The following is a 21,975-nucleotide window of genomic DNA, read 5'->3' on the forward strand; positions in this document are numbered from 1 at the left end:
CGCCCCGGGGCCGGTCACGAAGGACTGCGGACGGCCGGATCGTGGTGTTCACCCGGTGGGGTGGCGCGGAGCGCGGCGCGGTGCCGGTAGCCGGTGTACCAGGCGATCGCCCCGCACAGCAGCGCGAGCACCGCGACCGCGACCAGGACGTCGCTCACCGAGGACACCACGAGCGCGAGCACCAGCGGGCCGAGCAGCCCGCCGATCCGGTTGAAGAAGGAGACCGTGCCGGTGGTCCGGCCGCGGCGGCCCGCGGCGGCGAGGTCGGCCGCGATCGGCAGGAAGATCGCGGCCATCGTGTTGACCGCGAACAGGGCCGTCGCGAGCACGGCGGCGGACAACCAGGTCACCGCGGAGGTCAGGCCGGACACGGTGAGCGCGAGCAGCACCAGTGCGGTGCAGACGGCCAACCGGACCGCGAGCGGGATGGGCCCGAACCGGCGATAGGCCAGTATCAGCAGCAGCGCGCACGGCACCATCGCCAGGGCCACCACGGTGAGCAGGGTGTTCGCGGTGGTCAGGGTGAGCCCGCCCGCCCTGGCGAGGGTGGGCACCCAGGTGGTCAGGCCGAAGGTCAGCAGCCCGACGATCCCGGCGTAGAGCCACTGCAGACGGGTGGTGAACGCGCTGCCCGCGGGTTCCGGCGCGCCGCCGGTCTCCGCCGGGACCGTCGCCGCGCGGGGCGCGCGTTCGGGCACCAGCACGGTGACGAGGGTGAGCAGCAGGCCGATCGGGGCGCCGATGAGCCAGAGGATCCGCCAGCCGAAGGTCGGCTCCAGCCAGAGCGCCGACCCGGACGCGATCAGGTATCCCAGCGCCGTGGCCACCATGGACAGCCCGGCGACGACCGGGCCGCGCCTGCCGCCGGGGAACAGGTCGGTCAGGATCGTGATGAGCATCGGCGCCAGCCCGCCGACGGCGATGCCCATCAGGAAGCACATCGTCACGTTGCCGCCGAAGGAGGGCATGCACCCGCACATGCTCGTCGCGGTGAATCCGAGGGTGGCCAGCAGGTACGAACCACGCCTGCCGATCTGGTCGGCGAGCCTGCTGAACACCAGTGCGCCGGTCGCGGTGCCGGAAAGCCCGCCGACGGCCAGCAGCGCCGCGGTGGACGCGCCGATCCCGTACTCCACGCGCATGCCGGGGATGACGAAGCCCAGCGTCGAGGTCTTGCTGATGTCGATGGTCAGCGCGGCGGTGGCGACGAACGCGACGACCCCGCGCCCGCGGAACCCGGCCCGCTCGACGGCGACCGGCGCCCGCCGGGGCCCGCGCAGCAGCACCCCGGTCAGCACCACCAGGATCCCGGCCCCGGCGAGGAACATCTCCGGCATGTCCACCAGGGGCATACCGTGCAGCCGGGGCCCCATGTCCATCCCCATGCCCATGTCCATGCCGGGCAGGAACGCGCGGACGAACCCGACGACCGAGCACACCACGACCAGCACCACCCCGGCACCGGTGAGCAGCCCGGCGGGCCCGCCCGTCCGCCGCGTCATCGTCGTCACGCCGTCGCCCCCACCCTCGCCGCCCGGATCTCCTCCCGAACCCTAGAGCCTGCGGGGTGACCAGGGCCATGGTCTGGGCCGGATCAGGCACGCACGAAGATCCGCACCGCTTGCGAGATCACGACTCGGTGGCGATCGGCCGGGCCGGGTTTGCGGAGATGATCACCGGGTATTCCCGATCATGGACCCCAGGCTGTGGCGCCTGCTGGTCACCGGCTCGCTCCGGCTCTTCTTGGCCTGCACCGCGCCCGTCGTCATCCAGGCGCCGATCCTCGTCGCCGTCGCCGGTGTGCTCGTCGCCCTGCTCGTGCCCGCGCCGACGCCACTGCACCCGTTCACCAGATCCGTGCGACGCGCGAACTCCGCGGACCGGCACCCGGATCCGCCTGCCGGGTAACGAGAACGCGCTCGCGGTCAGGCGTCCATCGCGGGGTCACGCGGGATGACGAACGCCCGGAGCACCGCCGTGTCCGCGGCGATCTCCCGCCAGGGCACGGGGAGTTCGAGCACGGCCAGCGCGCAGGTCGGGAACTTCGTACGGACCCGTACGAGTGCGTCGCCCTCGCCCGATCCGGCGAGGCGCAGGGTCAGCTCGCTCATCCCGGGCTCGTGCCCGACGAGCAGCAGCGTCCGGACCTCCTCGGCGGTTTCCCCGACGATCGTCAGCAGCTCGCCGAGCCCGGCGCCGTAGAGCCGTTCGTCGTGGCCGACCGGCGGCGAACCGCCCAGCGCGCCGCCCGCGAGGCGCCAGGTCTCGCGGGTCCGCCGCGCCGGGGAGCAGACCACGCGGTCCGGGACGAAACCGTTGCGCGCCAGCCATCTCCCCGCGCGCGGGGCGTCGCGAAGGCCCCGCGCGGCGAGCGGGCGTTCGTCGTCGGCGACGCGTTCGGGCCAAGCCGACTTCGCGTGCCGGAGTAGTACCAGCCGCCATGTGGTCCGATTCACCCGGAAACTCCCGTTTTCACAGCTTACGCACAGCGAACAATCAGGTTCTCACAGAAACGTGTGATCGGATGCGGGCACCGCCACCGCCGCCGATTGGGGACCCACGATGCCCGCGCCGCCTCCCGCCGACGCCACCGCGACCACCGGTCCCGGTACGTCGCCCGGGGCGCCGGGGTCACCGGCGCCGGCGCCGCGGAAGTACCGTCCCGAGTTGCAGGGCCTGCGCGCGCTCGCCGCGGCTCTGGTGGTCGTCTACCACGTGTGGCTGGGCCGGGTTTCCGGTGGTGTGGACGTCTTTTTCCTCATTTCCGGCTTCCTGATCACCGGGCAGCTCTTCCGCGCGGCCGGGCGCGGGCGCATCGGGTTCCGGCCGATGTGGGGCCGGATGATCAAGCGGCTGTTCCCCGCCGCGCTGACCGTCCTCGTCGTCGTCGCGGGCGCGAGCATCGTGCTGCTGCCCCAGGACCGCTGGTTCCAGACCATCAAGGAGATCTTCGCCTCGGCGTTCTACGTCGAGAACTGGCGCCTGGCGGCGGACTCGACCGACTACTTCGCCCAGCACAACACCGCCAGCGTCGTCCAGCACTACTGGTCGCTGTCCATCCAGGGCCAGTTCTACCTCGTGTGGCCGCTGCTGGTGGCGCTGGTCGCCTTCGTCGCGGCGCGGGCCCGCCGTTCGCTGCGCGGCACGCTCTTCGTCACCCTCGTGCTCGTCTTCGCCGCTTCACTGGCGTATTCGGTCCACCTCACCGCGACCGACCAGCCACTGGCCTACTTCGACTCGTTCACCCGGGTGTGGGAGTTCGCGCTCGGCGGGCTGCTGGCGCTCGGGATCGACGCGGTGACACTGCCGCGCCCCGTCCGGCTGGTGTGCGGCTGGCTCGGCGTCGCCGGGCTGGTGATCTGCGGGATCGTCCTCGAGGTCGGCAGCGTCTTCCCCGGCTACGCGGCCCTGTGGCCCACCCTCGCCGCGGGCCTGGTGATCCTCGCCGGCGCCACCGAAAGCCGGTGGGGCGTGGACCGGATCCTCGCCTCGCGCCCGTTCGAATACCTCGGCGACCTCAGCTACGCGCTCTACCTGTGGCACTGGCCGGTGCTGATCTTCTACCTCGTCGCCCGCGACCGCGAGAAGATCGGGCTCGCCGGCGGCGCCTTCGTCATCGGGGTGTCGGTGCTGCTCGCCGCGTTGACGTATCACCTCGTCGAGAATCCCGTCCGCCTGTCCGCGATCGGCGCCCGCACCCGGTGGGGCGCCTACCGTTTCGGCGTTCTCGCGCTGCTTCCGGTGGTGGTCGTCGCCGGTACCTGGCAGGTGGTCAGCACGAAGAAGGCCGACTTCGCCATCGACCTCGACGATCCCGCGCATCCCGGCGCGCAGGCCAGGGCGCCCGAGGCACCCAAACGCGTCACCCCCAGCACGGTGGTGCCGCCGATGATCGCCATCCCGAACGACTGGGGCGGCATCGCGAACGCCACCTGCGTCAAGTCCGCGCGAAACCAGAGCCTGGAGATGTGCACCAGCAAGACCACCGGTACCCCGGCGAAACGCATCGTCGCGGTCGGCGATTCGCACGTCCAGCAGTACCTCGCCGCGCTCAAGCCCCTTGCCGAACAGCACAACTACCAGATCACGTTCATGCTCAAGGGCGCCTGCCCGTTCTCCACCACCTCCGACGCGATGCCGGGCGACAAGGGCTGCACCGACTGGAACGCCGCCGCCGCGCAGGAGATCGTGGCCCTGCGCCCGGACGCGGTGTTCACCCTCGCCAGCCGCGACGTCCGGGCGGGCCTGACCGAGCAGACCCCGCCCGGGTTCGTCGAGCAGTGGCGGGCCCTCGACCGGGCCGGGATCCCGGTGGTCGCGGTCCGGGACAGCCCGCGGTTCGACTTCTCCCCCGCCGCCTGCGTCGAATCCCGTGGCCGCAAGGCACCCGAGTGCGGCGTCCGGCGGGACCGGCTGTTCGCGCCGGCCCCGCCCTACCACAAGGCCGCCGACGTCCCCGCCAACGTCTCCTTCCTCGACTTCAGCGACTACTTCTGCGGCACCGTCTGTGGCCCGGTCGTCGGCAACGTGCTGGTGTACATGGACGACAACCACGTCACCGCGACGTTCATGACCACCCTGTCCCCCGCACTCGACCAGGCGATGACCGCGGCGCTCGGCTGGTGACCGGCTAAACCGCCACCGGGAGCTTCGCCGGGCCCCGCAGGTTCATCCGGCCGTTCCACACCACGTCGCCGTCGAACCGGAGCGCCGGGAAACGACCCACCAGGCGTTCGATCGCGACGCGCCCCTCCAGCCTGGCCAGCGCCGCGCCGAGGCAGTGGTGCGGTCCGGCGCCGAAGGACACGTGGTGCCGGGCGTTCTCGCGGTCGATCCGGAGCCGGTCGGCGTCCTCACCCCAGAACCGCTCGTCGCGGTTGGCCGAGGCGAGGCAGGCGATGACGAAGGTGTTCGCGGGAATCTCCCTGCCCCGCACGGTGTGCGGCGCGACGGTGACCCGCCGGGTCTGCTGCACCGGGCTGTCGTAGCGGAGGAACTCCTCGACGGCGTTGCCCGCCAGGTCCGGCCGGGCCCGCAGCAACGCGAGCTGGTCCGGGTTCCGCAGCAGCGCCACCGTCCCGTTGGCGATCAGGTTGACCGTGGTCTCGTGCCCGGCGATGTAGAGCAGGGTGACCTGCGCGATCAGCTCGTCGTCGGTGAGCCGGTCCCCGTCCTGTTCGGCCGCGATCAGCGCGCTCAGCAGGTCGTCCGCCGGATGCTCACGCTTCCAGGCGATCACCTCCCTGGTCAGCTCCGCCATCTCGTCGCTCGCCGCGGAGATCGCCTGGACGACCTCGGGATCGGCGACCGGTTCGAGCGAACGGACCAGGGTGCCGCTCAGCTCGCGGATGCGCTCGTGGTCGGTCGGCGGCATGCCGAGCATCCGCGAGATGACCGTGAACGGCAGCGGGAACGCCAGCGCCTCGGCGAGGTCGACGTGTTTCGCGGTGTCGATCCCGTCGAGCAGGGAGTCCACGATCCCGGTGATCTCGGGTTCGAGCGCCGCCACCGAACGCGGCGTGAACACCTTCGTCACCAGCGACCGCAGCCGCGTGTGATCCGGCGGGTCGCGGTCGAGCATCGAGCGGCCGAGAATGGTCAGGCCGTCCTCGCTCAGCTGGTCCTGCTGCGCGCGGAACTCGGGATCGGTCACCAGCCGCTCGTCGACCGAGAGACCCGCGCGCAGCACCGCCGCCACGTCCTCGTAGCCGGTGAGCAGCCAGAACCCGAACGGGTGCTGGTGCACCGGGTCCGCCGCGCGCATCCGGTGATACACCGGGTACGGGTCGTCGGTGAAACCCGGTTCGAACGGGTTGAACAGCAGTTCCGTGTCGGTCATCGCTGCCTCCAGAAGAATGTCGGCCTCACGCCGTGGCCGTGCCACGGACGGCGGAAAGGGGGCACCACCGCGGTGTCCGGCGGCGGCGCGGCACCGGGGTGGCGGCCGGGATCCGCCCGGGGTCGAAGCGCACGCCGGTCGCCCGGTACAGCCGCCGGTGGTGGTGTTCGGCCAGTTCGGCGAGCGCCGGATGGCCGGTGTGGGCGTCCAGGAGCAGCCGGGCGCCCGGCAGGTCCGCGGCGAGTTCGTGCCACAGCCTCGCCAGCGCGCCACGCGGGTCCGCGGGTCCTTCCTCCAGTACGGCGTCCAGGCGCGCGTCGAACGCCCGGTACCACCGTGTCTGGACCTCCCGCAGGAACCCGTCGTAGCCGCCGAACTCGGCCTCCACCTCGGCCCGCGCCCCCGATGTGAGCACCGGCCTGCCGGACTCCGCGATCTCCCCCAGCACCGCCTGGACCAGGCGATGACGACGGTGCAGCTCGTTCCACGACATACCCCACACCTACTTCGTGTCTGAAACATACACTGCGTATGTCGTATACTCCGCGCATGCCTTCTGTCAAGAGCCGGCGCGAGCAGTACTCGCAGGCGACCAAGGCCGCACTCATCGAGGCGGCGACCCGGCGGTTCGCCGAACACGGCTTCGCGGGAACCTCGCTCGAAGACGTCGCGGCCGACATCCAGGCCACCCGCGGCGCGGTCTACCACCACTTCGCGAACAAGACGTCGTTGTTCCAGGCGGTGTTCGACGAGCTGGAAACCGAGATGATGCGCCAGGTCACCGAATCGCGGGCGACCGTCGCCGATCCGTGGCAGTCGGCGTTCGCCGCGATGGAGAAGTTCCTCGACCGCTGCTGCGACCCGGTGTACGGGCGGCTGGTCTGGCAGGAGGCGCCGATCGCGCTCGGCTGGGGGCAATGGCAGGAATGCGAAGAGAAATACGCCTACGGCTTCGTCGAGCAGACCCTGGCCGAGCTGATCGACAACGGGGCACTCCGGCCGCTGCCGCTCGAACCGGCGGCGCGCGTCACGTTCCACATCCTCGGCACCGCCGGCATGGCACTCGCCGAAGCGTCCGAAGAGGACAAACCGAAGGTGCGGGCCGAGTACGCCGAGGTCATCGGGAACCTGATCAACGGCATCCGCGCCTGAGCCCGTCGTCCACAAAGGACATCGAACAGCCGGGACGGCGCGAAATCCGGCTCCCGGCCGTGCTGAAGGACGCCCTCAGTGCGCTCAATGCACTGAAGGCGTCCTTCAGCGGCACCGAAATCCACAAAGGACAACATGAAGGGCGGGCACCGCACGGGTGCCCGCCCTTCACCTTGCCACGTCCGCGTCAGCCCTTACCGCCGCCGACCTGTTGCTTGACCCAGTCCGCGTGCGCGGTGACGTCGGTGTAGATCCCCGGCTTCTCCGGGCAGTTCGCCGTCTGCCCTCGGCTGGTCGCACCGACCAGGGCCCACTTGTCGCCGTCCTTCACCACGGCCGGTCCGCCCGAATCGCCGTAGCACGCACTGACCTTGCCGCCCTGGTTGTCCATGCACAGCTCGGTCTTGGCGTCGAAGTCACCGCAGGCGCTCGCCGCGGCGATCTTCGTGTCGACCTGCTGCAGCTTGACCGGTGCGTCGCCGCAGCCACGCGTCGGACAGGTCAGGCCCCAGCCGATCTCGCGCACGGCCGCGCCCTCCTTGGGCTTGGCCGAGGCGATCGCGATGGGCGCCGCCTTCACCGGCTTGGCCAGGTGCGCCACGGCGATGTCGTAGTTGCCCGGCCCCTGCCAGCTCCACTTCGGATGCGCGACGAACTTGTCCACCGCCACGACCTCGCCACCCTTGGTCCGGTCGGTCGTGCCGATGCGGTACTGCCACTGCGCCGGGTCCTCGACGCTGTCGTCCTGATTGGTCACACAGTGCCCCGCGGTCACCAGCCACTGCTCGGCGACCAGCGAAGCGCCACAGTTGTGCTGCCCGTCCTTGGTCTGCATGGACGCCATGAACGGGTAGGTCTCCGTCGCGTCCCCGCCACCGATGATGAACGGCTGCGCGCCACCGGCCGGTGCCGGCGCGGCGGCGGCCGGGGTGACGAAACCGAGAAGCGCGGCGGACGCCGCCAGCAATCCCGCGACCATGGACCGTTTCCGCATGCGATCCCCTTCCTTTCACTGTGGTCGGTTATTTTTTTCCCGAACACAGTGGACGGTAGGTGGCTGACACACGAAACCGGTACCTACGAACGTCGGTACTGATCTTTACAAATGGATACCCCAGTGTTGGCAACGGAATTCTGGCCGGTAAATCCACTGTGGACACTATTCGCGAGTAGGCGTGGGCACGCTACCCGAGTGGGCGGGACGCGATTCGCGTCCCGCCCACGTCGTTATTGGGACGCCCGTACCGCCGCGAGCACGTCGTCGGTGGCCGGGTCGAGAATGTCGTCGAAATCGTGGTGCCGGGCCACGTACTTCACCACGAACGGGCAGACCGCCACGATCCGCAGGCCGTCGGCGCGGGTCAGTTCCAGCGCCCGCGCGATGAGTGTGCTGGCGAGGCCCCGCCCCGCGAACCGTTCGTCGATCTCGGTGTGGAAGAAGACCCGCCGTTCCCCGTGGTCGAGGAACTCGGTGAACCCGGCGGTCTCGCCGCCGGTCGCGATCTCGTACCTGTCCTGCTCCGCCGATCGGGTGACCGCGGCGTCCTGCTGCTCTGCCATGGCCTCACCCTAGGCCGGGCCCCCCGGCTACGCTCGGCCATGAGACCGGCGTGACGCCGGTGGCCGGGCGCACAGGAGAGCGGATGAGCAACCTCGAAACCACCCCCGCGGAACTGACCTGCGCGAGCGAGCGCGAAACCGCGCCGGGCCTGCTGCTCACCCCGCGCGAGGTGCCGCTCGGCGGGCCGCGCGGCATGACCGTGCGCCGCACGCTCCCCCAGCGAACGCGGTCGCTGATCGGGGCCTGGTGCTTCGCCGACCACTACGGGCCCGACGACGTGACCGGGACCGGCGGGATGCGGGTCGCCGGGCACCCGCACACCGGGCTGCAGACCGTGTCCTGGCTGTTCGAGGGCGAGGTCGAGCATCGCGACACGGTCGGCACGCACGCGCTCGTCCGCCCGGGGGAGGTCAATCTGATGACCGCGGGGGCCGGGATCGCCCACTCCGAGTACTCCACCCCGGCCACCACCGTCCTGCACGGCGCGCAGTTGTGGGTGGCGCTGCCCGAGCGGCACCGGGACATCGCGCCCGCGTTCGAGCACTACGCGCCACCGGTGCTCGACCACGAGGGCGCGCGGGTCCTGGTCTTCCTCGGTTCCCTGCTCGGCAGCACGTCGCCGGTGCGCACCCACAGCCCGCTGCTGGGCGCGGAGATCACCCTGCGCGCTGGCCAGGAGCTCCGGCTCGACGTCGACCCCGCCTTCGAGCACGGCGTGCTCGTCGACACCGGCGAGGTGCGCTGCGCCGGGGTCACCGCGGGCCCCGGCCACCTCGCCTACCAGCCGCCCGGCGGCGCCCGGCTGGATCTCGTGGCGGCCGCGGACCGCGGTGCCCGGGTACTGCTGCTCGGCGGCGAACCGCTGGGCGAGCGGATCGTCATGTGGTGGAACTTCATCGGCCGTTCGCACGAGGACATCGCCGCCTACCGCGAGCAGTGGCAGCGGGAACGGGCCGACCGTGGCGGTACCCGGTTCGGGGCCTTCCCGGACCAGTGGGCAGCCACGCTCGCCGCGCCGGAGCTGCCCAACGCGCGCCTGCGCACCCGCGGCTGACGCCTCGCTCAGCCCGGCAGGTCGGCGATCTCCCAGAGCCCCAGTGCCTTGTCCGCGAAGGCACCGCCCTCCTCGGTGCAGCCTTCGAGCAGCACGGCGAGGGGCTCCGGGAAACCGAACGGCTCCCGGCACAGGTTCAGCGCGCGCCAGTCACCGGTCGGGATGTCGACGTTGGCGCCCAGGTCACCGAACGTGGTGGTCAGCAGGTACCGGGAGCCGCTGCGCCGGAGGTTGTCCACGGCCCGCCGGATGTCGGCGAAACTGAGGTGCACCAGGCAGTCCCGGCACAGCACGAGGTCCGCCCTCGGGAGCGGGTCCGCGGTCAGGTCCAGCACCCGGAACTCGCGTGAGCCGGCGTTCCCGTAGCGTTCGGTGTTCCGGTCCACCAGCTCGGCGACGATGTCGCCGCCGATGTACCGCTCCACCCCGAGTTCCACGCCGCTGAGCCAGCCGAAGTCGCCGCAGGGCAGGTCGAGCAGCGTCCGGACGCCGAAGCGCGCGAACAGCTCGGGCAGCCCGGCACGCAGCTCACGCGTCTGTTCGAGGTCCGACCCCTGCCCGGACACCGAGACGTCCGAACCCCACAGGTTGGCCTGGTAGATATGGGTGAACCGCTCCTGGTTTCCCATCCGCTCGAGGGTCTCGGCGTGCTGCCGGTAGTTGCGCTGTGCCACCGTGATCGGTCGATCATCCATGGCCATCACCATACTGATTTCCGCCCGCGGACGGCCGCTGTCGCGATCCGCCCTACCGCGCGAGCACTTCCCGGACCGGGCGGCGCGAGAACCGCAACGCGCCGTCGTCGATCTTGCCGTACCGCAGGTTCAGCACGTCGTGCGCGTAGCTCATGCCGAGCTGCCATGGCGCGCGCGACCCGGCGCGGGGGAACTCGTCGACCGACCGCAGCACGTAGCCCGCGTCGAAGTCCAGCAGCGGCCGGGCGGTGACGGACGGGTCGTCGTTCACCGGGACGCACTGGTCGTACCCGCGGGCGTCCAGATGCCGCAGCAACCGCACGACGTACTCGCCGACGAGATCGGCCTTGAGCGTCCACGAGGCGTTCGTGTACCCGATCGTGAACGCGAAGTTCGGCACGCCGGAGAGCATCATCCCCTTGTACGCCATGGTTTCCGGCGGGTCGACCTCGTGCCCGTCCACGACGAGGCGGATACCGCCGAAGGCCAGCAGCTTCAGCCCGGTGGCGCTGACGACGATGTCCGCGTCGAGTTCTTCGCCGGACTCCAGGCGCAGCCCGGACTCGGTGAACGTGGCGATCCGGTCGGTGACCACCGAGGCGTTCCCCCGCCGGATCGCGCGGAACAGGTCGCCGTCGGGCACGAGGCACAGCCGCTGGTCCCACGGTTGGTAGCGCGGCTTGAAGTGGGTGTCGACGTCGTAGCCGGGCGGCAGCAGGCGGGTGTTCGCCCGGCGGATCAGCGCCCGCACCAGCCGTGGCCGCCGCCTGCTGAGCTGGTACAGCAGTGTCTGGCTCAGCACGTTCTTCCACCGCGCGACCGGATACGCGAACCGCGCGCCGAGCAGGCTCCGCAGGCGGTTCGCGAGGGCGTCCTCGGCGGGCAGCGCCATGATGTAGGTGGGCGAGCGTTGCAGCATCGTCACGTGGGCGGCCGTTTCCGCCATCGCCGGGACGAGCGTCACCGCGGTGGCGCCGCTGCCGATCACGACGACCTTCTTGCCGGTGTGGTCCAGCTCGGCGGGCCAGTGCTGCGGGTGCACGAGGGTCCCGCCGAACCGGTCGATGCCGGGGAACTCGGGGGTGTGTCCGGCGTCGTAGCGGTAGTAGCCGCTGCACAGGTACAGGAACTTCGCGGTCAGCCGCACGGTTTCGCCGTCGTGCGTGGCTTCCACGGTCCACTGGGCGTCCACTGTGGACCATTCGGCGCGCACGACGCGGTGCCCGAAGCGGATGTGCGCGTCGATGCCGGCCTCGGCCGCGGTGTCGCGGACGTAGCGCAGGATCGACGGCCCGTCCGCGATGGCCTTCGCCTGCGTCCACGGCCGGAACCGGTAGCCGAGCGTGTGCATGTCCGAGTCGGACCGCACGCCCGGGTAACGGAACAGGTCCCACGTTCCGCCGATGGCGTCGCGCGCCTCGAGGATCGTGTACGTCCGCTCCGGAAAAGCCGACTGGAGGTGGTGCGCCGCGCCGACGCCGGACAGCCCTGCCCCGACGATCAGCACGTCGACGTGGTCCGTCATGGTCATCGCAGGGCCTCCTGGGTCCGGGTGGCGATGGCGGACGCGTGCCCGGCGCCCCGGCGGCGGACGACGGCGACGCCGCCCTTCCCCGGAGCGTAGGCGATGCCGCGCGAGTGCCATCGCTCGTCGCGCTCGTTCGTCGGCAGCAGCGTGTACTCGCGCAGCAGCGTCCGCAGCACGACGTTCAGTTCCATGTTCGCGAACGCCGCGCCGATGCAGCGCCGCGTGCCGCCGCCGAACGGGATCCACTGGTAGAGATCCGGCCGGGTACCGACGAACCGGGACGGGTCGAACGCCCGCGCGTTCGGGAAGATCGTCTCGTCGTCGTGGATCAGGGCGATGCTGACCAGCACCGCGTACCCCTTCGGCAGCGTCCAGCGGCCGAGCCGGAGGCTGTCGGCCTTGACCTGCCTGGACGTCAGGTCGATGACCGGCCGGGTGCGCTGCACTTCCAGGATCGTCGCCTCGCGGAGCTCCTTGCCGCCCGCGTCGGTCTCTTCGACGAGGTCGCGCAGCACCGCGGGATGGCGGCGCAGCCGCTCGACCGCCCAGGCCAGCGTCGTCGCGGTCGTCTCGTGCCCGGCGGTGAGCAGCGTGAGCAGCTGGTCGGCGATCTCGCCGTGGCTCATCGCCGAACCGTCCTCGTACCGGCTCTGCAGCATCAGCGCGAGGACGTCGTCGCGGTCGTCGAGGTTTTCGCCATGGGACGCCTTGACGATCAGCCGCGCCACGATCGCGTCGTACTCGCGCCGCATCGCCCGGAACCGGCCCCACGGGCTCCACCGTGCCTCGCCGAACTTCGGGACCGGCGCGACGGCCAGCCGTGAGCCGAGCGTCACGAAGGGCGGCAGCAGATCGCGCAGCCGGGAGAATTCGGCGCCCTCGGCCCCGAACACCGCGCGCAGGATGACGTCGAGCGTGATCCGCATCATCGAGGGCAGCGTCGCGAACGGCTTCCCTTCCGGCCACGAAGCCATTTCCCGCAGCGTTTCCGCTTCGACGATCTTCTCGTACGCGCCGAGACGGCGGCCGTGGAACGGCGGGACGAGCAGTTTGCGCTGCCGGCGGTGTTCCTCACCGGACAACGCGAAGAACGAACGGGGGCCGAGTACCCGCCCGAGGTTCACCTCGAGGTTGTCGGCGGCCTCGGGCCCGGTCATGAACAGCTGCTTGATCTCGGCGGGATCGCTGAGCACCACGGCGCGCCCGAAGATCGGGATGTGCACGGTGAAGGCGTCGCCGTAGCGGTCCCGCAACCGCCGCATCCCGCGCAGCGGCATGGTCAGCGCGTACACGCCCTGGAGGAGAGGAGGCGCCGACGGGCCAGGGGGAAGCTTGACGGTGGTCATCGGCCCGGCACCCTTCTCGGCGTGGTACGTCAACGTACCGTCGGTACGGTACGCCGGAGTACCATTGCCGCACAAGAGCTTCCCTGGACGGAGGTATAGCGTGACCACGGTGACGACCGCCCGACAGCGCGATGGCGAGACGACACCGGTGTCCGACGAGGCCGGGAAGTTCCGCCAGCGGCTGCTCGACGCGCTCGCCGCGTCGATCGCGGAGGACGGCTACCGGGACACCACCATCGCCGACGTCGTCCGCCGCGCGCGCACCTCGCGCCGGACGTTCTACGAGCACTTCTCCAGCAAGGAAGCCTGCTTCGTCGCCCTGCTCGCCGACGCGAACGCCGAGATGGTGCGGCAGATCGCGGCCGCCGTCGACCGGAGCGCGCGCTGGGAAGACCAGGCGCGGCAGGCGATCGAGGCGTGGATCGCCTGCGCGGAGTCCGAACCCGCCCTCACGCTGAGCTGGATCCGCGACGTCCCGTCACTCGGCACCGCGGCCCGTCAGCTGCAACGCGACACGATGGAAGCGTTCGTCGCGATGATCCAGACGCTGTGCGACACCGACGAATGGCGGGCCGCCGGCATCGGCCCGGTGTCGCGGCAGCTCGTGATCATGCTGCTCGGCGGGCTGCGCGAGCTGACCGCGAGCACCGTCGAGGACGGCGGCCGGATCGGCGAGCTGACCGAGGTCGCCGTGCACGCCACGATCGCGCTGCTCGCCCCGCGCCCCTAGACCCCGATCTCGCACGACCGCCGCGGATCACACCGCCGCGGGGGTCTCCTGGGCCAGCAGTTCCCGTACCCGCGGGACGACCTCGGTGCCGTACAGCTCGATCCCGGTCATCATCCGCTCGTGCGGCAGGGTTCCCTGCGAGTACTTGAGGGCGAAGCCGTCGGCGCCGAGCGTCCGCACGGTTCGCGCGATCTTCCTGGCCACCGTCTCCGGCGAGCCGACATGCAGGGCGCCCTCGTGGACGTCGGCCTCGAACTTCTCCCGCGTCAGCGGCGGCCAGCCACGCTCGGCGCCGATGCGGTTGAGGATGACCCGCGTGTGCGGCCACAGCACCTCGATCGCCTCCTCGTCGGTTTCGGTGACCAACCCCGGCGCGTGCACGGCCAGCGGCTGCGGCTCCTGGCCGAACTCGGCCAGCGCGCGGCGGTAGAGGTCGGCGTAGGGCACGAACCGGCCCGGATCGCCGCTGATGATCGCGAGGACCAGCGGGAAACCGTAGCGGGCGGCGCGCACCACCGACTCCAGGCTGCCGCCGACACCCACCCAGGTCCGGATGTGCCCACTCTCGGTCTTCGGGTAGACGTGCCGGCCGTCCAGCGCGGCGCGAAGGCCGCCTTCCCAGGTCACGGCTTCCTCGGTGAGCAGTTTCGCCATCAGGTCGAGCTTTTCCTCGAACAGCTGCTCGTAGTCGCCGAGGTCGTAGCCGAACAACGGGAACGACTCGGTGAAGGACCCGCGGCCGAGGATGATCTCCGCGCGCCCGGCGGAAATCGCGTCGAGCGTGGCGAACCGCTCGAACACCCGCACCGGGTCGTCCGAGCTGAGCACGGTGACCGCGGTGCCGAGACGGATCCGCTCGGTGCGGCTCGCGATCCCGGCGAGCACCACCTCGGGCGCGGAGACCGCGAAGTCGTCGCGATGGTGTTCGCCGAGACCGAAGTGGTCGAGGCCGACCCGGTCGGCGAGTACGCCCTCTTCGATCACGTTCCGAATCACCTGCGCGTACGGAAGACGCTCCCCGGCGGCGTCGACCGTGACGTCGCCGAAGGTGTCCACCCCGAATTCCACGTTCTTGGCCATGCCGTCGTCCCCTGTCCTGTGCCGATCGCGCTATTAGATGCTTCGTCAAGCAACTACAATAGTGGCATGCCTTCTTATTCCCGTGCCGAGGCGGCGGTCCAGCCGCTGTCCCCCGCCGAGGAGACGCTGTTCCGCACCTGGATGCGGGCCACGCGGCTGATCCGCCGCGCGTTCGACGAGGATCTGGCGCGGGAGCAGCGGATGTCCCTGGCCGCCTACACCGTGCTGACGCGCCTGTCCGAGGCGCCGGAACGCCGGCTGCGCATGGGTGAGCTGGCCGCGGCCGCCGAAATGTCGCTGAGCGGGATGACCCGGCTGGTCACCCAGCTGGAGGAGCTGGGCTTCGTCGTGCGGTGCCGCCTGGAGTCGGACGGCCGGGGTGCCAACGCGGTGCTCACCGATCGCGGTTTCGCCCGGCTCGAAGAGGCCTACCCGGCCCACCTGGCGAGCGTCCGGCGCCATTTCGCCGACCACTTCGCCGGGCTCGACGTCGCCGAGCTGACCCGCGCGCTCGAAGCCTGCGCGGACAGCGCCTCGGCGTAATTCGTTCGCGGGCGCGGCGGTGCCTCGGCTACGCTCGCCGCGTCCAGAGTGGATTCACCTACCGGGGCCCGTGTCGAAAAGCTCTGTGCCCTTAGAAAGAGTGAGTTGATGTCCCGGCTCGCGCCGAGCGCGCCTCCCGTCACCGCGTAACGTCTCGCGTCCGCTGCCGCCTGGTCCCAGGCAGCACACCCGGACGCCGTTCGCGGTGCTCCGCACACCCGCCCGCCGTGCCCGTTTCCCCGGGGCGCGGGGTTTTCGCGCGGGTTCTCCCGAGGTCCGCTCGGCCTGCTCTTGCTGTTCTTCCCGTCTCTTTCAGCAAGGAGCATCCGGTGTCCAGCACCGACAACACCTTCCAGACCGGCACCTTCGCCTGCGTGCGCTGTGGCCTGACCGTGTCGGCCTTCGCCGCCGACGGCACGCGGCGCAACCACTGCCCGTCGTGCCTGCACTCGCGGCACGTCCTCGACCAGGCCGAGAACGGCCCCGGCGCCTGCCAGGCGCGGATGACCCCCATCGCGATCGCCGTCACGCGTGGCGGCGAGTGGATGGTCATCCACCGGTGCGTGCGATGTGACGAACTCACCTCGAATCCGGTCTGCGTGGACGACAACCAGCTCATCCTGATGCGCATGGCGGTCCGCCCGCTGGCGCAGCCGCCGTTCCCGCTCGAAGTGTTCGGCGCGCTGTGATCGTGGCGAGCAGAAAGGAGAACGCCATGCCACGCCGGAACAACCACCGGGACCGGCGGCGCGGGCAACGGCACAAGGACGTCGGGCACGGCCACGACCGGCATCCCGGCGGGTTCCGCTGTGCCGGGTGCCGGCTCGACGTGCCGGCCACCGCCCCCGGCACCGCGCACCGCAACCACTGCCCGCACTGCCTGGCCAGCCTGCACGTCGATCGCCGGGTGCCCGGTGACCGGGCGGCATCCTGCCGCGGCAGGATGCCGCCGCTGTCGACCTCGGTACGCCCGGACGGCGAATGGCTGCTCATCCACCAGTGCGTGGCCTGTGGCGAGCTGTCGGCCAACCGGATCGCCGGGGACGACAACGCGCTGGCCCTGCTGCGGCTGGCGCTGAAACCCCTGTGTGACACCGGGGTCGCCACCCGCATGGTGCTCACCCTGTGACGCCGGGGGCCGCCGAAGGACGTCTTCGGCGGCCCCCGGCGTTCACCACTTCCCGGACGCGGCGACCGCACCGATCGCTTCGTCCAGAATGGACAGACCGAGCGCGAGCTCCTCCTCGGTGACGGTCAGCGGCGGCGCGATCCGGAACACCCCGCCCATCCCGGGCAGCTGCACGATGTTCAGGTGCAGCCCGAGTTCGAGGCAGCGCCGGGTGACCAGTGCGCCGAGTTCGTCGGAGCCGCGTTTGGTCTCCCGGTCGGCGACCAGTTCGAGCCCGGCCAGCAGGCCCCGGCCGCGAACGTCGCCGACCACCGGGTGCCGCGCGGCGAGCGCGTCGAGACCCTCGCGGAGCACCCCGCCCAGCCGGGCCGCGCGCTCGTCGAGCCGGTCGGTGGTGAGCACGTCGAGCACGGTGTTCCCGACGGCGGCCACCAGCGGATCGGCCACGTGGGTGGTCAGGAACAGGAACCCGCGGTCGTGGGCCTCCTGCTCGATCTCCGCGCTGGTGAGCACGGCGGCGAGCGGGAGCCCCGCGCCGAGGGTCTTGGACAGCGTCAGGATGTCCGGGACCACGCCGTCGCGTTCGAAGGCGTACCAGGTCCCGGTACGGCACAGCCCGGTCTGCGCCTCGTCGAGGATCAGCAGCATCCCACGTTCCCGGCACTTCTCCCGCAGCGCGGCGAAATACCCCGGCGGCGGTTCGATCACCCCGCCCGAGCTGAGGATCGGTTCCACCACGCACGCGGCGAGCGCGCCCGTCGACTGCGCGTCGATCAGGTCGAACCCGAAGTCGAGCTGACGCCGCCAGTCGAGCTCGCCGGTTCCGGTGACGAAGTCGGGCCGGTAGGCGTGGGGCACCGGGAGCGCGAAGTTGCCCGGCGCGGCGGGACCGTAGCCCTTGCGGCCCGCGCTGTAGGTCGCGCCGGCGGCGCCCTGGGTCATCCCGTGCCAGGAACGGGCGAACGAGACGATCTCGTGCCCGCCGGTGACGAGCTTCGCCATCCGGATCGCCGCCTCGTTCGACTCGGCGCCGGTCGTCAGGAGCAGCGCCTTCTCCAGCGGCGCGGGCAGCGAGTCCGCGAGCCGCCGGGCGAGGTCGACGACCGGGCGGCTCAGCATCCCGCTGAACAGGTGGTCCAAAGTGGACACCTGGCGCCGGACGGTGGCGACGATCTCCGGGTGGGCGTGCCCGAGGATCGCGCTCATCTGGCCGGAGGTGAAGTCGAGGATCTTCCGGCCGCCTTCGGTGTGGACGAAGCTCCCGGCGGCGCGTTCGACGATCTCGCCGGTGAACGCGCCGCCGCCGAGATAACGCACCAGGTGGCGGTCGGCGTCGGCCCAGAAGGTGGCGGTGGTGGACGGGTCGGTGATCGGAGCAGCCATGGCCCCGACGCTAGGGGCGCACCGAGCGACGCGTCCAGCTCACGATTCCGGCTGTGCTGTTCGGCAAAACCGCACAACAATGGGGTGATGCTGAACCCGTGGCGCCTCCATCTGCTGAGCCAGCTCGACACGCTGGGCACCGTCCGCGCGGTCGCGCAGGCGGCCACCATGAGCGCGTCGAGCGTGTCCCAGCAGCTCGCGGTCCTGGAGACCGAAACCCGCACGCGGCTGCTCGAACGCACCGGCCGCCGGGTCCGGCTGACCCCGGCCGGGCTGATCCTCGCGCGCCGCGCGCGGGCGATCCTCGATCACATGGAGACCGTCGAGGCGGAGCTGCGCAGCCTCGGCGAGGAGCCGGTCGGGCTGGTGCGGCTGGGCTCGTTCCAGAGCGCGATCCACACCCTCGCGGTCCCCGCGGTGACCCGGCTCGCCCGCTCACACCCGCACCTCGAGGTCGAACTGCTGGAGCTGGAGCCACACGCGAGCGTGCCCGCGCTGCGGGTCGGCGACGCCGACCTCATCATCACCACCCCGGACTTCGCCGAGCTGCCGCTGGGCCCGGACCTCGACGTCGTCCCGCTGGCCACCGACCCGATCGTGCTCGTGCTGCCCGCGGACCACCCCGCGGCGGGCCGGGGGCCGGTCGACCTCGCCACCTGCGCGGAGGAGCCGTGGGCGTTCGACATCCCGGGCTCGTACATGGCGAGCCTGACGATCCGGCTGTGCCGCCAGTCGGGCTTCGAACCGAGGGTGGTCAGCCGCTTCAGCAACTACCTGATGACCCTGCGGCACGTCGAGGCCGGGCTGTCGATCGCGCTGCTGCCCAGCCTCGCCGTCGACCACCGCTACCGCGTCGCCACCCGCGAACTGGCCACCCCGGTCACCCGGCAGATCACCGCCGCGCTGCGGCGCGGCGCACCGCCCCGCGCGGCGGTCACCCTCGTCCTCGACGCGCTCCGGCACCATCCGGAGCTCCCCGCGTCCGTGGCGCCCGCGGCGCCGGACGGCCTCCGGTGAGGGTCAGCCGACGGTCAGGACGAGCTTGCCGCGCGCGTGCCCGCCGTCGCTGACCCGCTGTGCTTCGGCGGCGTCGGCGAGCGGGTGGACCGCGCCGATCCGGACCCGCAGCTCACCGCGGGCGGCCCTGGCGACGACGTCGGCCAGATCCGTGGCCCTGTCCCGCTCCGTGGCCCCGCCGGAAAACGGAATGCCCAACTCCTCCGCGGCAGGATCGGCGATGGTGACGATCCGGCCGGTGCCGCCGCGCAGGGTGATCGAGTCCGGCAGCGCGCCGTACCCGCTCGCGTCGAACACGGCGTCGATCCCGGACGGCGCCAGCGCGCGGACCCGGTCGACCAGCCCGTCGCCGTACTCGACCGGGGTCACCCCCAGTGAGACGAGATACTCGTGGTTGGCGGCGCTCGCGGTGCCGATCACGGTGGCGCCGAGCGCCACCGCCAGCTGCGCGGCCACGCTGCCGACCACGCCCGCTGCGCCGTGGATCAGCAGCGTCTCCCCCGCGCCGACCTCCAGCAGGCGCAGTACCCGCCGCGCGGTCTCCCCGGCGACCGGGAGCGTGGCGGCGTCCTCCCAGCCGAGCCCGGCCGGTTTCGCGGCGACCACGGTGGCGAGCGCGTACTCGGCGTAGGCGCCGGAATCCGCCCAGCCGAGGACCTCCTGGCCCACCGAGAGCCCGGTGACACCCTCGCCCACCGCGTCCACCACACCGGCGACTTCCGCGCCGGGAGTCGCCGGGAACGTCGTCGGGAACACCGCCTTCATCGCCCCGGACCGGATCTTGCCGTCGATGGGGTTGACCCCGGCCGTGCGGACCTTGAGCCGCACCTGTCCCGGACCCGGCTCCGGAATGTCCACTTCGGACAACTGGAGCACCTCGGGGCCACCGAACCGGTCGAACCTGATCGCCTTCATGGGACTTCCTTCCGACTGCTGATCCGTATTTACCTGTCCGAACAGGGAATCCTGGCAGCCTCTTCCGACGACAGGGTGATTGTGACTCAGGTCACGAGTATCGTCGAGGCTAGCCGACGCCCACGCCCACGTCATCCCCAGCTCACTGTGCGAGCAGGTAATCTCCGAACCCGACGGAAGGACGCGCGATGGAGCAGCCGGAACCCGGGTCCGCCCCGCCCGCCGCGCGTGGCGGCCCGATCAGCCACGCGATCTTCCGGGTGGCGCGCCTGCACCGCATGCTCGCCGGCCAGCTGCTGCGCCAGGCCGGTCTGCACCCGGGGCAGGAGCTGCTGATGATGCACCTGTGGGAGGCGGGCCCGCAGCGCCAGGCCGAGCTCGTCACCGTGCTCGGCTCCGATTCGGCCACCGTGACCAGGACGGTCGCCCGGCTGGAACGCGCGGGCTTCGTCCGCCGGACTTCGTGCGCCGAGGACCGGCGCGTCACCATCGTGACCGCCACCCCCGCGAGCGTGGCCCTGCGCCGCGAGGTCGAACAGATCTGGCACCGACTGGAGGACCTGACCGCCGACGGGCTGGGCGCCGACGGCCGGGACGCCGCCGTCGAGCTGCTCGCGCGGCTCGAACACAATCTCGCCGAGGCCACCGCGGCACGCTGCGCGCGGCGCTCGTCCTGACCGACGGCTCCCGGGGCCCGCGTTCCGGGGCTAGGGTCGCGGGTATGCGCTTTGGTATCTCCATCCCTCAGTTCTTCGCCGACGGCGAGTTCGACCCCGCCGGTTTCCGCGCGTTCCTGCGCCGCGCCGAGGAACTCGGGTTCGACAGTGGCTGGACGCAGGAGCAGGTGCTCGGCACCATGCCGCACCTGAGCCCGATCGAGATCATGACCTACGCCGCCGCCTGCACCGAACGGATCCGCCTCGGCTGCGCGGTGTTCGTCACTCCCCTGCACAACCCCGTCCACCTGGCCAAGCAGCTCAGCACGCTGGACCAGCTCAGCCGGGGCAGGCTGGACGTCGGGGTCGGCACCGGCGGCAAGGCACGGGCCTTCGGTGCCTTCGGTATCGGGGCCGAGGGGCTGGTGTCGCGGTTCACCGAGGGCCTGCGGCTGATGCGTGAGCTGTGGACCCGGCCCGAAGTGACCTTCGACGGCCGGTTCTGGCAGCTGGAAAACGCTTCCATGGAGCCGAAACCGTTCCAGAAGCCGGGGCCGCCGGTGTGGTTCGGCGGCAGTCACCCGAACGCGCTCGCGCGGGCGATCCGGCTCGGCGACGGCTTCTTCGGCGCGGGTTCGTCCACCACCGCGAAGTTCGCCGACCAGGTGAAGCTGCTCCGCGCCGGTCTCGCCGAGGCGGGACGGCGGGACTTCCCGATCGCCAAGCGCGTCTACATCGCGGTCGACGACGACGCGGCCCGCGCGCGGACCCGGATCGCGGACGGCCTCGCGGAGCTCTACGGCAGCCGTGGCTTCGAGGACGTCGCCGTGGCGGGCACCGCGAAGGACTGTGTGGACGGTCTGCGCGAGGTGGTCGACGCGGGTGCCGAGCTGATCCTGTTCACCCCGCTGTTCGACCAGGCCGAGCAGATGGAACGCCTCGCCGCCGAGATCATGCCGCAGCTGCCCTGACGTCGAATCGCGGGAGAGTCCTGGTCGTGATCAAGGCCGGTTTCATCAGCAGCACCGAGGAAACCACGAGACGCTCGTACTGCTCGACGAGTCCTCCGGGGACACGCTCGAGTTCCAGCGTTCCCTGACGCACGACGCCCAGGACGTCCGCCTCGGCCAGGACACCTTCGCGATCGTGCGTGGCGGCGGCGCCGTGCACTACGGCGGACTGACCCGGTTCACCCTGGGGGACGGCGTTCTCGCACTCGACTTCGACACCGAGGCGGCGGCCGTCCTCGAACTGCCGCCGCATCTGGAGCTCGCGCTGGACGAGGAGGCCGCCCGGACCGTCGCGGATCACCTGCCCCGCATCGTGCCGCGCTCCCCGTGAGCCGTA

At 71.3% G+C, this 21,975-nt stretch carries 24 protein-coding genes; 12 read left to right on the plus strand and 12 right to left on the minus strand.

Annotated features, from left to right (window positions below; all coding sequences use genetic code 11):
- Window positions 1–14: 14 nt before the first annotated feature.
- Window positions 15–1,502: an MFS transporter gene (locus ABD987_RS32765; protein ID WP_345403280.1), complete on the minus strand. Its 1,488-nt coding sequence runs from the start codon at window positions 1,500–1,502 to the stop codon at window positions 15–17.
- A gap of 190 nt (window positions 1,503–1,692) precedes the next feature.
- Between ABD987_RS32765 and ABD987_RS32770 the strand changes: the two genes are divergently transcribed.
- A complete protein-coding gene (locus ABD987_RS32770; protein ID WP_345402976.1) occupies window positions 1,693–1,908 on the plus strand; it encodes a hypothetical protein in 216 nt (71 codons plus the stop codon).
- Window positions 1,909–1,925: 17 nt separating this feature from the next.
- Here ABD987_RS32770 and ABD987_RS32775 read toward each other — a convergent pair whose 3' ends face one another.
- The gene (locus ABD987_RS32775; protein ID WP_345402979.1) at window positions 1,926–2,456 is read right to left on the minus strand and encodes a SixA phosphatase family protein; all 531 of its coding nucleotides are present in this window, start codon (window positions 2,454–2,456) and stop codon (window positions 1,926–1,928) included.
- A gap of 106 nt (window positions 2,457–2,562) precedes the next feature.
- Here ABD987_RS32775 and ABD987_RS32780 point away from each other — a divergent pair, with 106 nt between their 5' ends.
- Window positions 2,563–4,626 (plus strand): acyltransferase family protein, encoded by a 2,064-nt coding sequence (locus tag ABD987_RS32780; RefSeq protein ID WP_345402980.1) that lies wholly within the window; start codon window positions 2,563–2,565, stop codon window positions 4,624–4,626.
- Between the two features lie 4 nt (window positions 4,627–4,630).
- Here ABD987_RS32780 and ABD987_RS32785 read toward each other — a convergent pair whose 3' ends face one another.
- On the minus strand, window positions 4,631–5,839 hold the full coding sequence (locus ABD987_RS32785; protein WP_345402982.1) for a cytochrome P450: 1,209 nt from the start codon (window positions 5,837–5,839) through the stop codon (window positions 4,631–4,633).
- Window positions 5,840–5,864: 25 nt separating this feature from the next.
- Window positions 5,865–6,332: a hypothetical protein gene (locus ABD987_RS32790; RefSeq protein WP_345402985.1), complete on the minus strand. Its 468-nt coding sequence runs from the start codon at window positions 6,330–6,332 to the stop codon at window positions 5,865–5,867.
- Between the two features lie 56 nt (window positions 6,333–6,388).
- On the opposite strand from ABD987_RS32790, the gene ABD987_RS32795 reads away from it, so the two are divergent.
- Complete coding sequence (locus tag ABD987_RS32795) at window positions 6,389–6,991, plus strand: TetR family transcriptional regulator (protein ID WP_345402987.1); 603 nt, start codon at window positions 6,389–6,391, stop codon at window positions 6,989–6,991.
- Window positions 6,992–7,178: 187 nt separating this feature from the next.
- Here ABD987_RS32795 and ABD987_RS32800 read toward each other — a convergent pair whose 3' ends face one another.
- Together ABD987_RS32800 and ABD987_RS32805 are read right to left on the minus strand one after the other, a co-directional pair.
- Window positions 7,179–7,985, minus strand: coding sequence for a S1 family peptidase (locus ABD987_RS32800; RefSeq protein WP_345402989.1), 807 nt, complete (start codon window positions 7,983–7,985; stop codon window positions 7,179–7,181).
- Between the two features lie 233 nt (window positions 7,986–8,218).
- The gene (locus ABD987_RS32805; protein WP_345402992.1) at window positions 8,219–8,551 is read right to left on the minus strand and encodes a GNAT family N-acetyltransferase; all 333 of its coding nucleotides are present in this window, start codon (window positions 8,549–8,551) and stop codon (window positions 8,219–8,221) included.
- Between the two features lie 83 nt (window positions 8,552–8,634).
- On the opposite strand from ABD987_RS32805, the gene ABD987_RS32810 reads away from it, so the two are divergent.
- Window positions 8,635–9,606 (plus strand): pirin family protein, encoded by a 972-nt coding sequence (locus ABD987_RS32810; protein ID WP_345402995.1) that lies wholly within the window; start codon window positions 8,635–8,637, stop codon window positions 9,604–9,606.
- A gap of 8 nt (window positions 9,607–9,614) precedes the next feature.
- On the opposite strand, the gene ABD987_RS32815 is transcribed toward ABD987_RS32810, so the two are convergent.
- Genes ABD987_RS32815 through ABD987_RS32825 form a run of 3 tightly spaced genes read right to left on the minus strand, consistent with a single transcriptional unit; the run spans window position 9,615 to window position 13,175 of the window.
- Window positions 9,615–10,301, minus strand: a complete 687-nt coding sequence (locus ABD987_RS32815) for a class I SAM-dependent methyltransferase (protein WP_345402998.1) — start codon at window positions 10,299–10,301, stop codon at window positions 9,615–9,617.
- A 52-nt stretch (window positions 10,302–10,353) separates the two neighbouring features.
- Window positions 10,354–11,826: a flavin-containing monooxygenase gene (locus ABD987_RS32820; protein WP_345403283.1), complete on the minus strand. Its 1,473-nt coding sequence runs from the start codon at window positions 11,824–11,826 to the stop codon at window positions 10,354–10,356.
- 2 nt (window positions 11,827–11,828) lie between these two features.
- Window positions 11,829–13,175 carry a cytochrome P450 gene (locus tag ABD987_RS32825; protein WP_345403000.1) on the minus strand — a complete coding sequence of 449 codons (1,347 nt, stop codon included), beginning with the start codon at window positions 13,173–13,175 and terminating at the stop codon, window positions 11,829–11,831.
- 109 nt (window positions 13,176–13,284) lie between these two features.
- On the opposite strand from ABD987_RS32825, the gene ABD987_RS32830 reads away from it, so the two are divergent.
- Window positions 13,285–13,905: a TetR/AcrR family transcriptional regulator gene (locus ABD987_RS32830; protein WP_345403003.1), complete on the plus strand. Its 621-nt coding sequence runs from the start codon at window positions 13,285–13,287 to the stop codon at window positions 13,903–13,905.
- Between the two features lie 27 nt (window positions 13,906–13,932).
- On the opposite strand, the gene ABD987_RS32835 is transcribed toward ABD987_RS32830, so the two are convergent.
- On the minus strand, window positions 13,933–14,985 hold the full coding sequence (locus ABD987_RS32835) for an LLM class flavin-dependent oxidoreductase (protein WP_345403006.1): 1,053 nt from the start codon (window positions 14,983–14,985) through the stop codon (window positions 13,933–13,935).
- A 66-nt stretch (window positions 14,986–15,051) separates the two neighbouring features.
- Between ABD987_RS32835 and ABD987_RS32840 the strand changes: the two genes are divergently transcribed.
- The 3 genes from ABD987_RS32840 (at window position 15,052) to ABD987_RS32850 (ending at window position 16,657) form a co-directional block, all read left to right on the plus strand.
- Entirely contained in the window at window positions 15,052–15,528 is a 477-nt protein-coding gene (locus ABD987_RS32840; RefSeq protein ID WP_345403009.1) for a MarR family winged helix-turn-helix transcriptional regulator, read from the plus strand.
- Between the two features lie 329 nt (window positions 15,529–15,857).
- Window positions 15,858–16,217, plus strand: a complete 360-nt coding sequence (locus ABD987_RS32845) for an RNHCP domain-containing protein (protein ID WP_345403011.1) — start codon at window positions 15,858–15,860, stop codon at window positions 16,215–16,217.
- 26 nt (window positions 16,218–16,243) lie between these two features.
- On the plus strand, window positions 16,244–16,657 hold the full coding sequence (locus ABD987_RS32850; protein WP_345403014.1) for an RNHCP domain-containing protein: 414 nt from the start codon (window positions 16,244–16,246) through the stop codon (window positions 16,655–16,657).
- A gap of 42 nt (window positions 16,658–16,699) precedes the next feature.
- On the opposite strand, the gene ABD987_RS32855 is transcribed toward ABD987_RS32850, so the two are convergent.
- Complete coding sequence (locus ABD987_RS32855; protein ID WP_345403017.1) at window positions 16,700–18,040, minus strand: aspartate aminotransferase family protein; 1,341 nt, start codon at window positions 18,038–18,040, stop codon at window positions 16,700–16,702.
- 87 nt (window positions 18,041–18,127) lie between these two features.
- On the opposite strand from ABD987_RS32855, the gene ABD987_RS32860 reads away from it, so the two are divergent.
- Window positions 18,128–19,057, plus strand: coding sequence for a LysR family transcriptional regulator (locus tag ABD987_RS32860; RefSeq protein WP_345403020.1), 930 nt, complete (start codon window positions 18,128–18,130; stop codon window positions 19,055–19,057).
- A 3-nt stretch (window positions 19,058–19,060) separates the two neighbouring features.
- Here the strand turns inward: ABD987_RS32860 and ABD987_RS32865 are convergent, their stop codons facing one another.
- The gene (locus ABD987_RS32865; RefSeq protein ID WP_345403023.1) at window positions 19,061–19,972 is read right to left on the minus strand and encodes an NADP-dependent oxidoreductase; all 912 of its coding nucleotides are present in this window, start codon (window positions 19,970–19,972) and stop codon (window positions 19,061–19,063) included.
- Between the two features lie 188 nt (window positions 19,973–20,160).
- Between ABD987_RS32865 and ABD987_RS32870 the strand changes: the two genes are divergently transcribed.
- The 3 genes from ABD987_RS32870 to ABD987_RS32880 all read left to right on the plus strand — a co-directional run bounded on the left by ABD987_RS32870 (window position 20,161) and on the right by ABD987_RS32880 (window position 21,969).
- Entirely contained in the window at window positions 20,161–20,649 is a 489-nt protein-coding gene (locus tag ABD987_RS32870; RefSeq protein ID WP_345403025.1) for a MarR family winged helix-turn-helix transcriptional regulator, read from the plus strand.
- Between the two features lie 44 nt (window positions 20,650–20,693).
- Window positions 20,694–21,599 carry an LLM class flavin-dependent oxidoreductase gene (locus ABD987_RS32875; RefSeq protein ID WP_345403028.1) on the plus strand — a complete coding sequence of 302 codons (906 nt, stop codon included), beginning with the start codon at window positions 20,694–20,696 and terminating at the stop codon, window positions 21,597–21,599.
- A 79-nt stretch (window positions 21,600–21,678) separates the two neighbouring features.
- On the plus strand, window positions 21,679–21,969 hold the full coding sequence (locus ABD987_RS32880) for an Imm10 family immunity protein (protein WP_345403286.1): 291 nt from the start codon (window positions 21,679–21,681) through the stop codon (window positions 21,967–21,969).
- The last annotated feature ends 6 nt before the right edge of the window (window positions 21,970–21,975 follow it).

The organism is Amycolatopsis samaneae (assembly GCF_039541975.1).
Classification (GTDB): domain Bacteria; phylum Actinomycetota; class Actinomycetes; order Mycobacteriales; family Pseudonocardiaceae; genus Amycolatopsis; species Amycolatopsis samaneae.

Bases quoted from the DNA above. Each gene is read 5' to 3' on its own strand.
- ABD987_RS32850 (WP_345403014.1), top strand. From the start codon at position 16,244: ATGCCACGCCGGAACAACCACCGGGACCGGCGGCGCGGGCAACGGCAC.
- ABD987_RS32835 (WP_345403006.1), bottom strand. From the start codon at position 14,985: ATGGCCAAGAACGTGGAATTCGGGGTGGACACCTTCGGCGACGTCACG.
- ABD987_RS32860 (WP_345403020.1), top strand. From the start codon at position 18,128: ATGCTGAACCCGTGGCGCCTCCATCTGCTGAGCCAGCTCGACACGCTG.
- ABD987_RS32865 (WP_345403023.1), bottom strand. From the start codon at position 19,972: ATGAAGGCGATCAGGTTCGACCGGTTCGGTGGCCCCGAGGTGCTCCAG.
- ABD987_RS32770 (WP_345402976.1), top strand. From the start codon at position 1,693: ATGGACCCCAGGCTGTGGCGCCTGCTGGTCACCGGCTCGCTCCGGCTC.
- ABD987_RS32805 (WP_345402992.1), bottom strand. From the start codon at position 8,551: ATGGCAGAGCAGCAGGACGCCGCGGTCACCCGATCGGCGGAGCAGGAC.
- ABD987_RS32855 (WP_345403017.1), bottom strand. From the start codon at position 18,040: ATGGCTGCTCCGATCACCGACCCGTCCACCACCGCCACCTTCTGGGCC.
- ABD987_RS32780 (WP_345402980.1), top strand. From the start codon at position 2,563: ATGCCCGCGCCGCCTCCCGCCGACGCCACCGCGACCACCGGTCCCGGT.
- ABD987_RS32810 (WP_345402995.1), top strand. From the start codon at position 8,635: ATGAGCAACCTCGAAACCACCCCCGCGGAACTGACCTGCGCGAGCGAG.
- ABD987_RS32870 (WP_345403025.1), top strand. From the start codon at position 20,161: ATGGAGCAGCCGGAACCCGGGTCCGCCCCGCCCGCCGCGCGTGGCGGC.
- ABD987_RS32790 (WP_345402985.1), bottom strand. From the start codon at position 6,332: ATGTCGTGGAACGAGCTGCACCGTCGTCATCGCCTGGTCCAGGCGGTG.
- ABD987_RS32800 (WP_345402989.1), bottom strand. From the start codon at position 7,985: ATGCGGAAACGGTCCATGGTCGCGGGATTGCTGGCGGCGTCCGCCGCG.
- ABD987_RS32815 (WP_345402998.1), bottom strand. From the start codon at position 10,301: ATGGATGATCGACCGATCACGGTGGCACAGCGCAACTACCGGCAGCAC.
- ABD987_RS32840 (WP_345403009.1), top strand. From the start codon at position 15,052: ATGCCTTCTTATTCCCGTGCCGAGGCGGCGGTCCAGCCGCTGTCCCCC.
- ABD987_RS32825 (WP_345403000.1), bottom strand. From the start codon at position 13,175: ATGACCACCGTCAAGCTTCCCCCTGGCCCGTCGGCGCCTCCTCTCCTC.
- ABD987_RS32765 (WP_345403280.1), bottom strand. From the start codon at position 1,502: ATGACGCGGCGGACGGGCGGGCCCGCCGGGCTGCTCACCGGTGCCGGG.
- ABD987_RS32820 (WP_345403283.1), bottom strand. From the start codon at position 11,826: ATGACGGACCACGTCGACGTGCTGATCGTCGGGGCAGGGCTGTCCGGC.
- ABD987_RS32795 (WP_345402987.1), top strand. From the start codon at position 6,389: ATGCCTTCTGTCAAGAGCCGGCGCGAGCAGTACTCGCAGGCGACCAAG.
- ABD987_RS32785 (WP_345402982.1), bottom strand. From the start codon at position 5,839: ATGACCGACACGGAACTGCTGTTCAACCCGTTCGAACCGGGTTTCACC.
- ABD987_RS32875 (WP_345403028.1), top strand. From the start codon at position 20,694: ATGCGCTTTGGTATCTCCATCCCTCAGTTCTTCGCCGACGGCGAGTTC.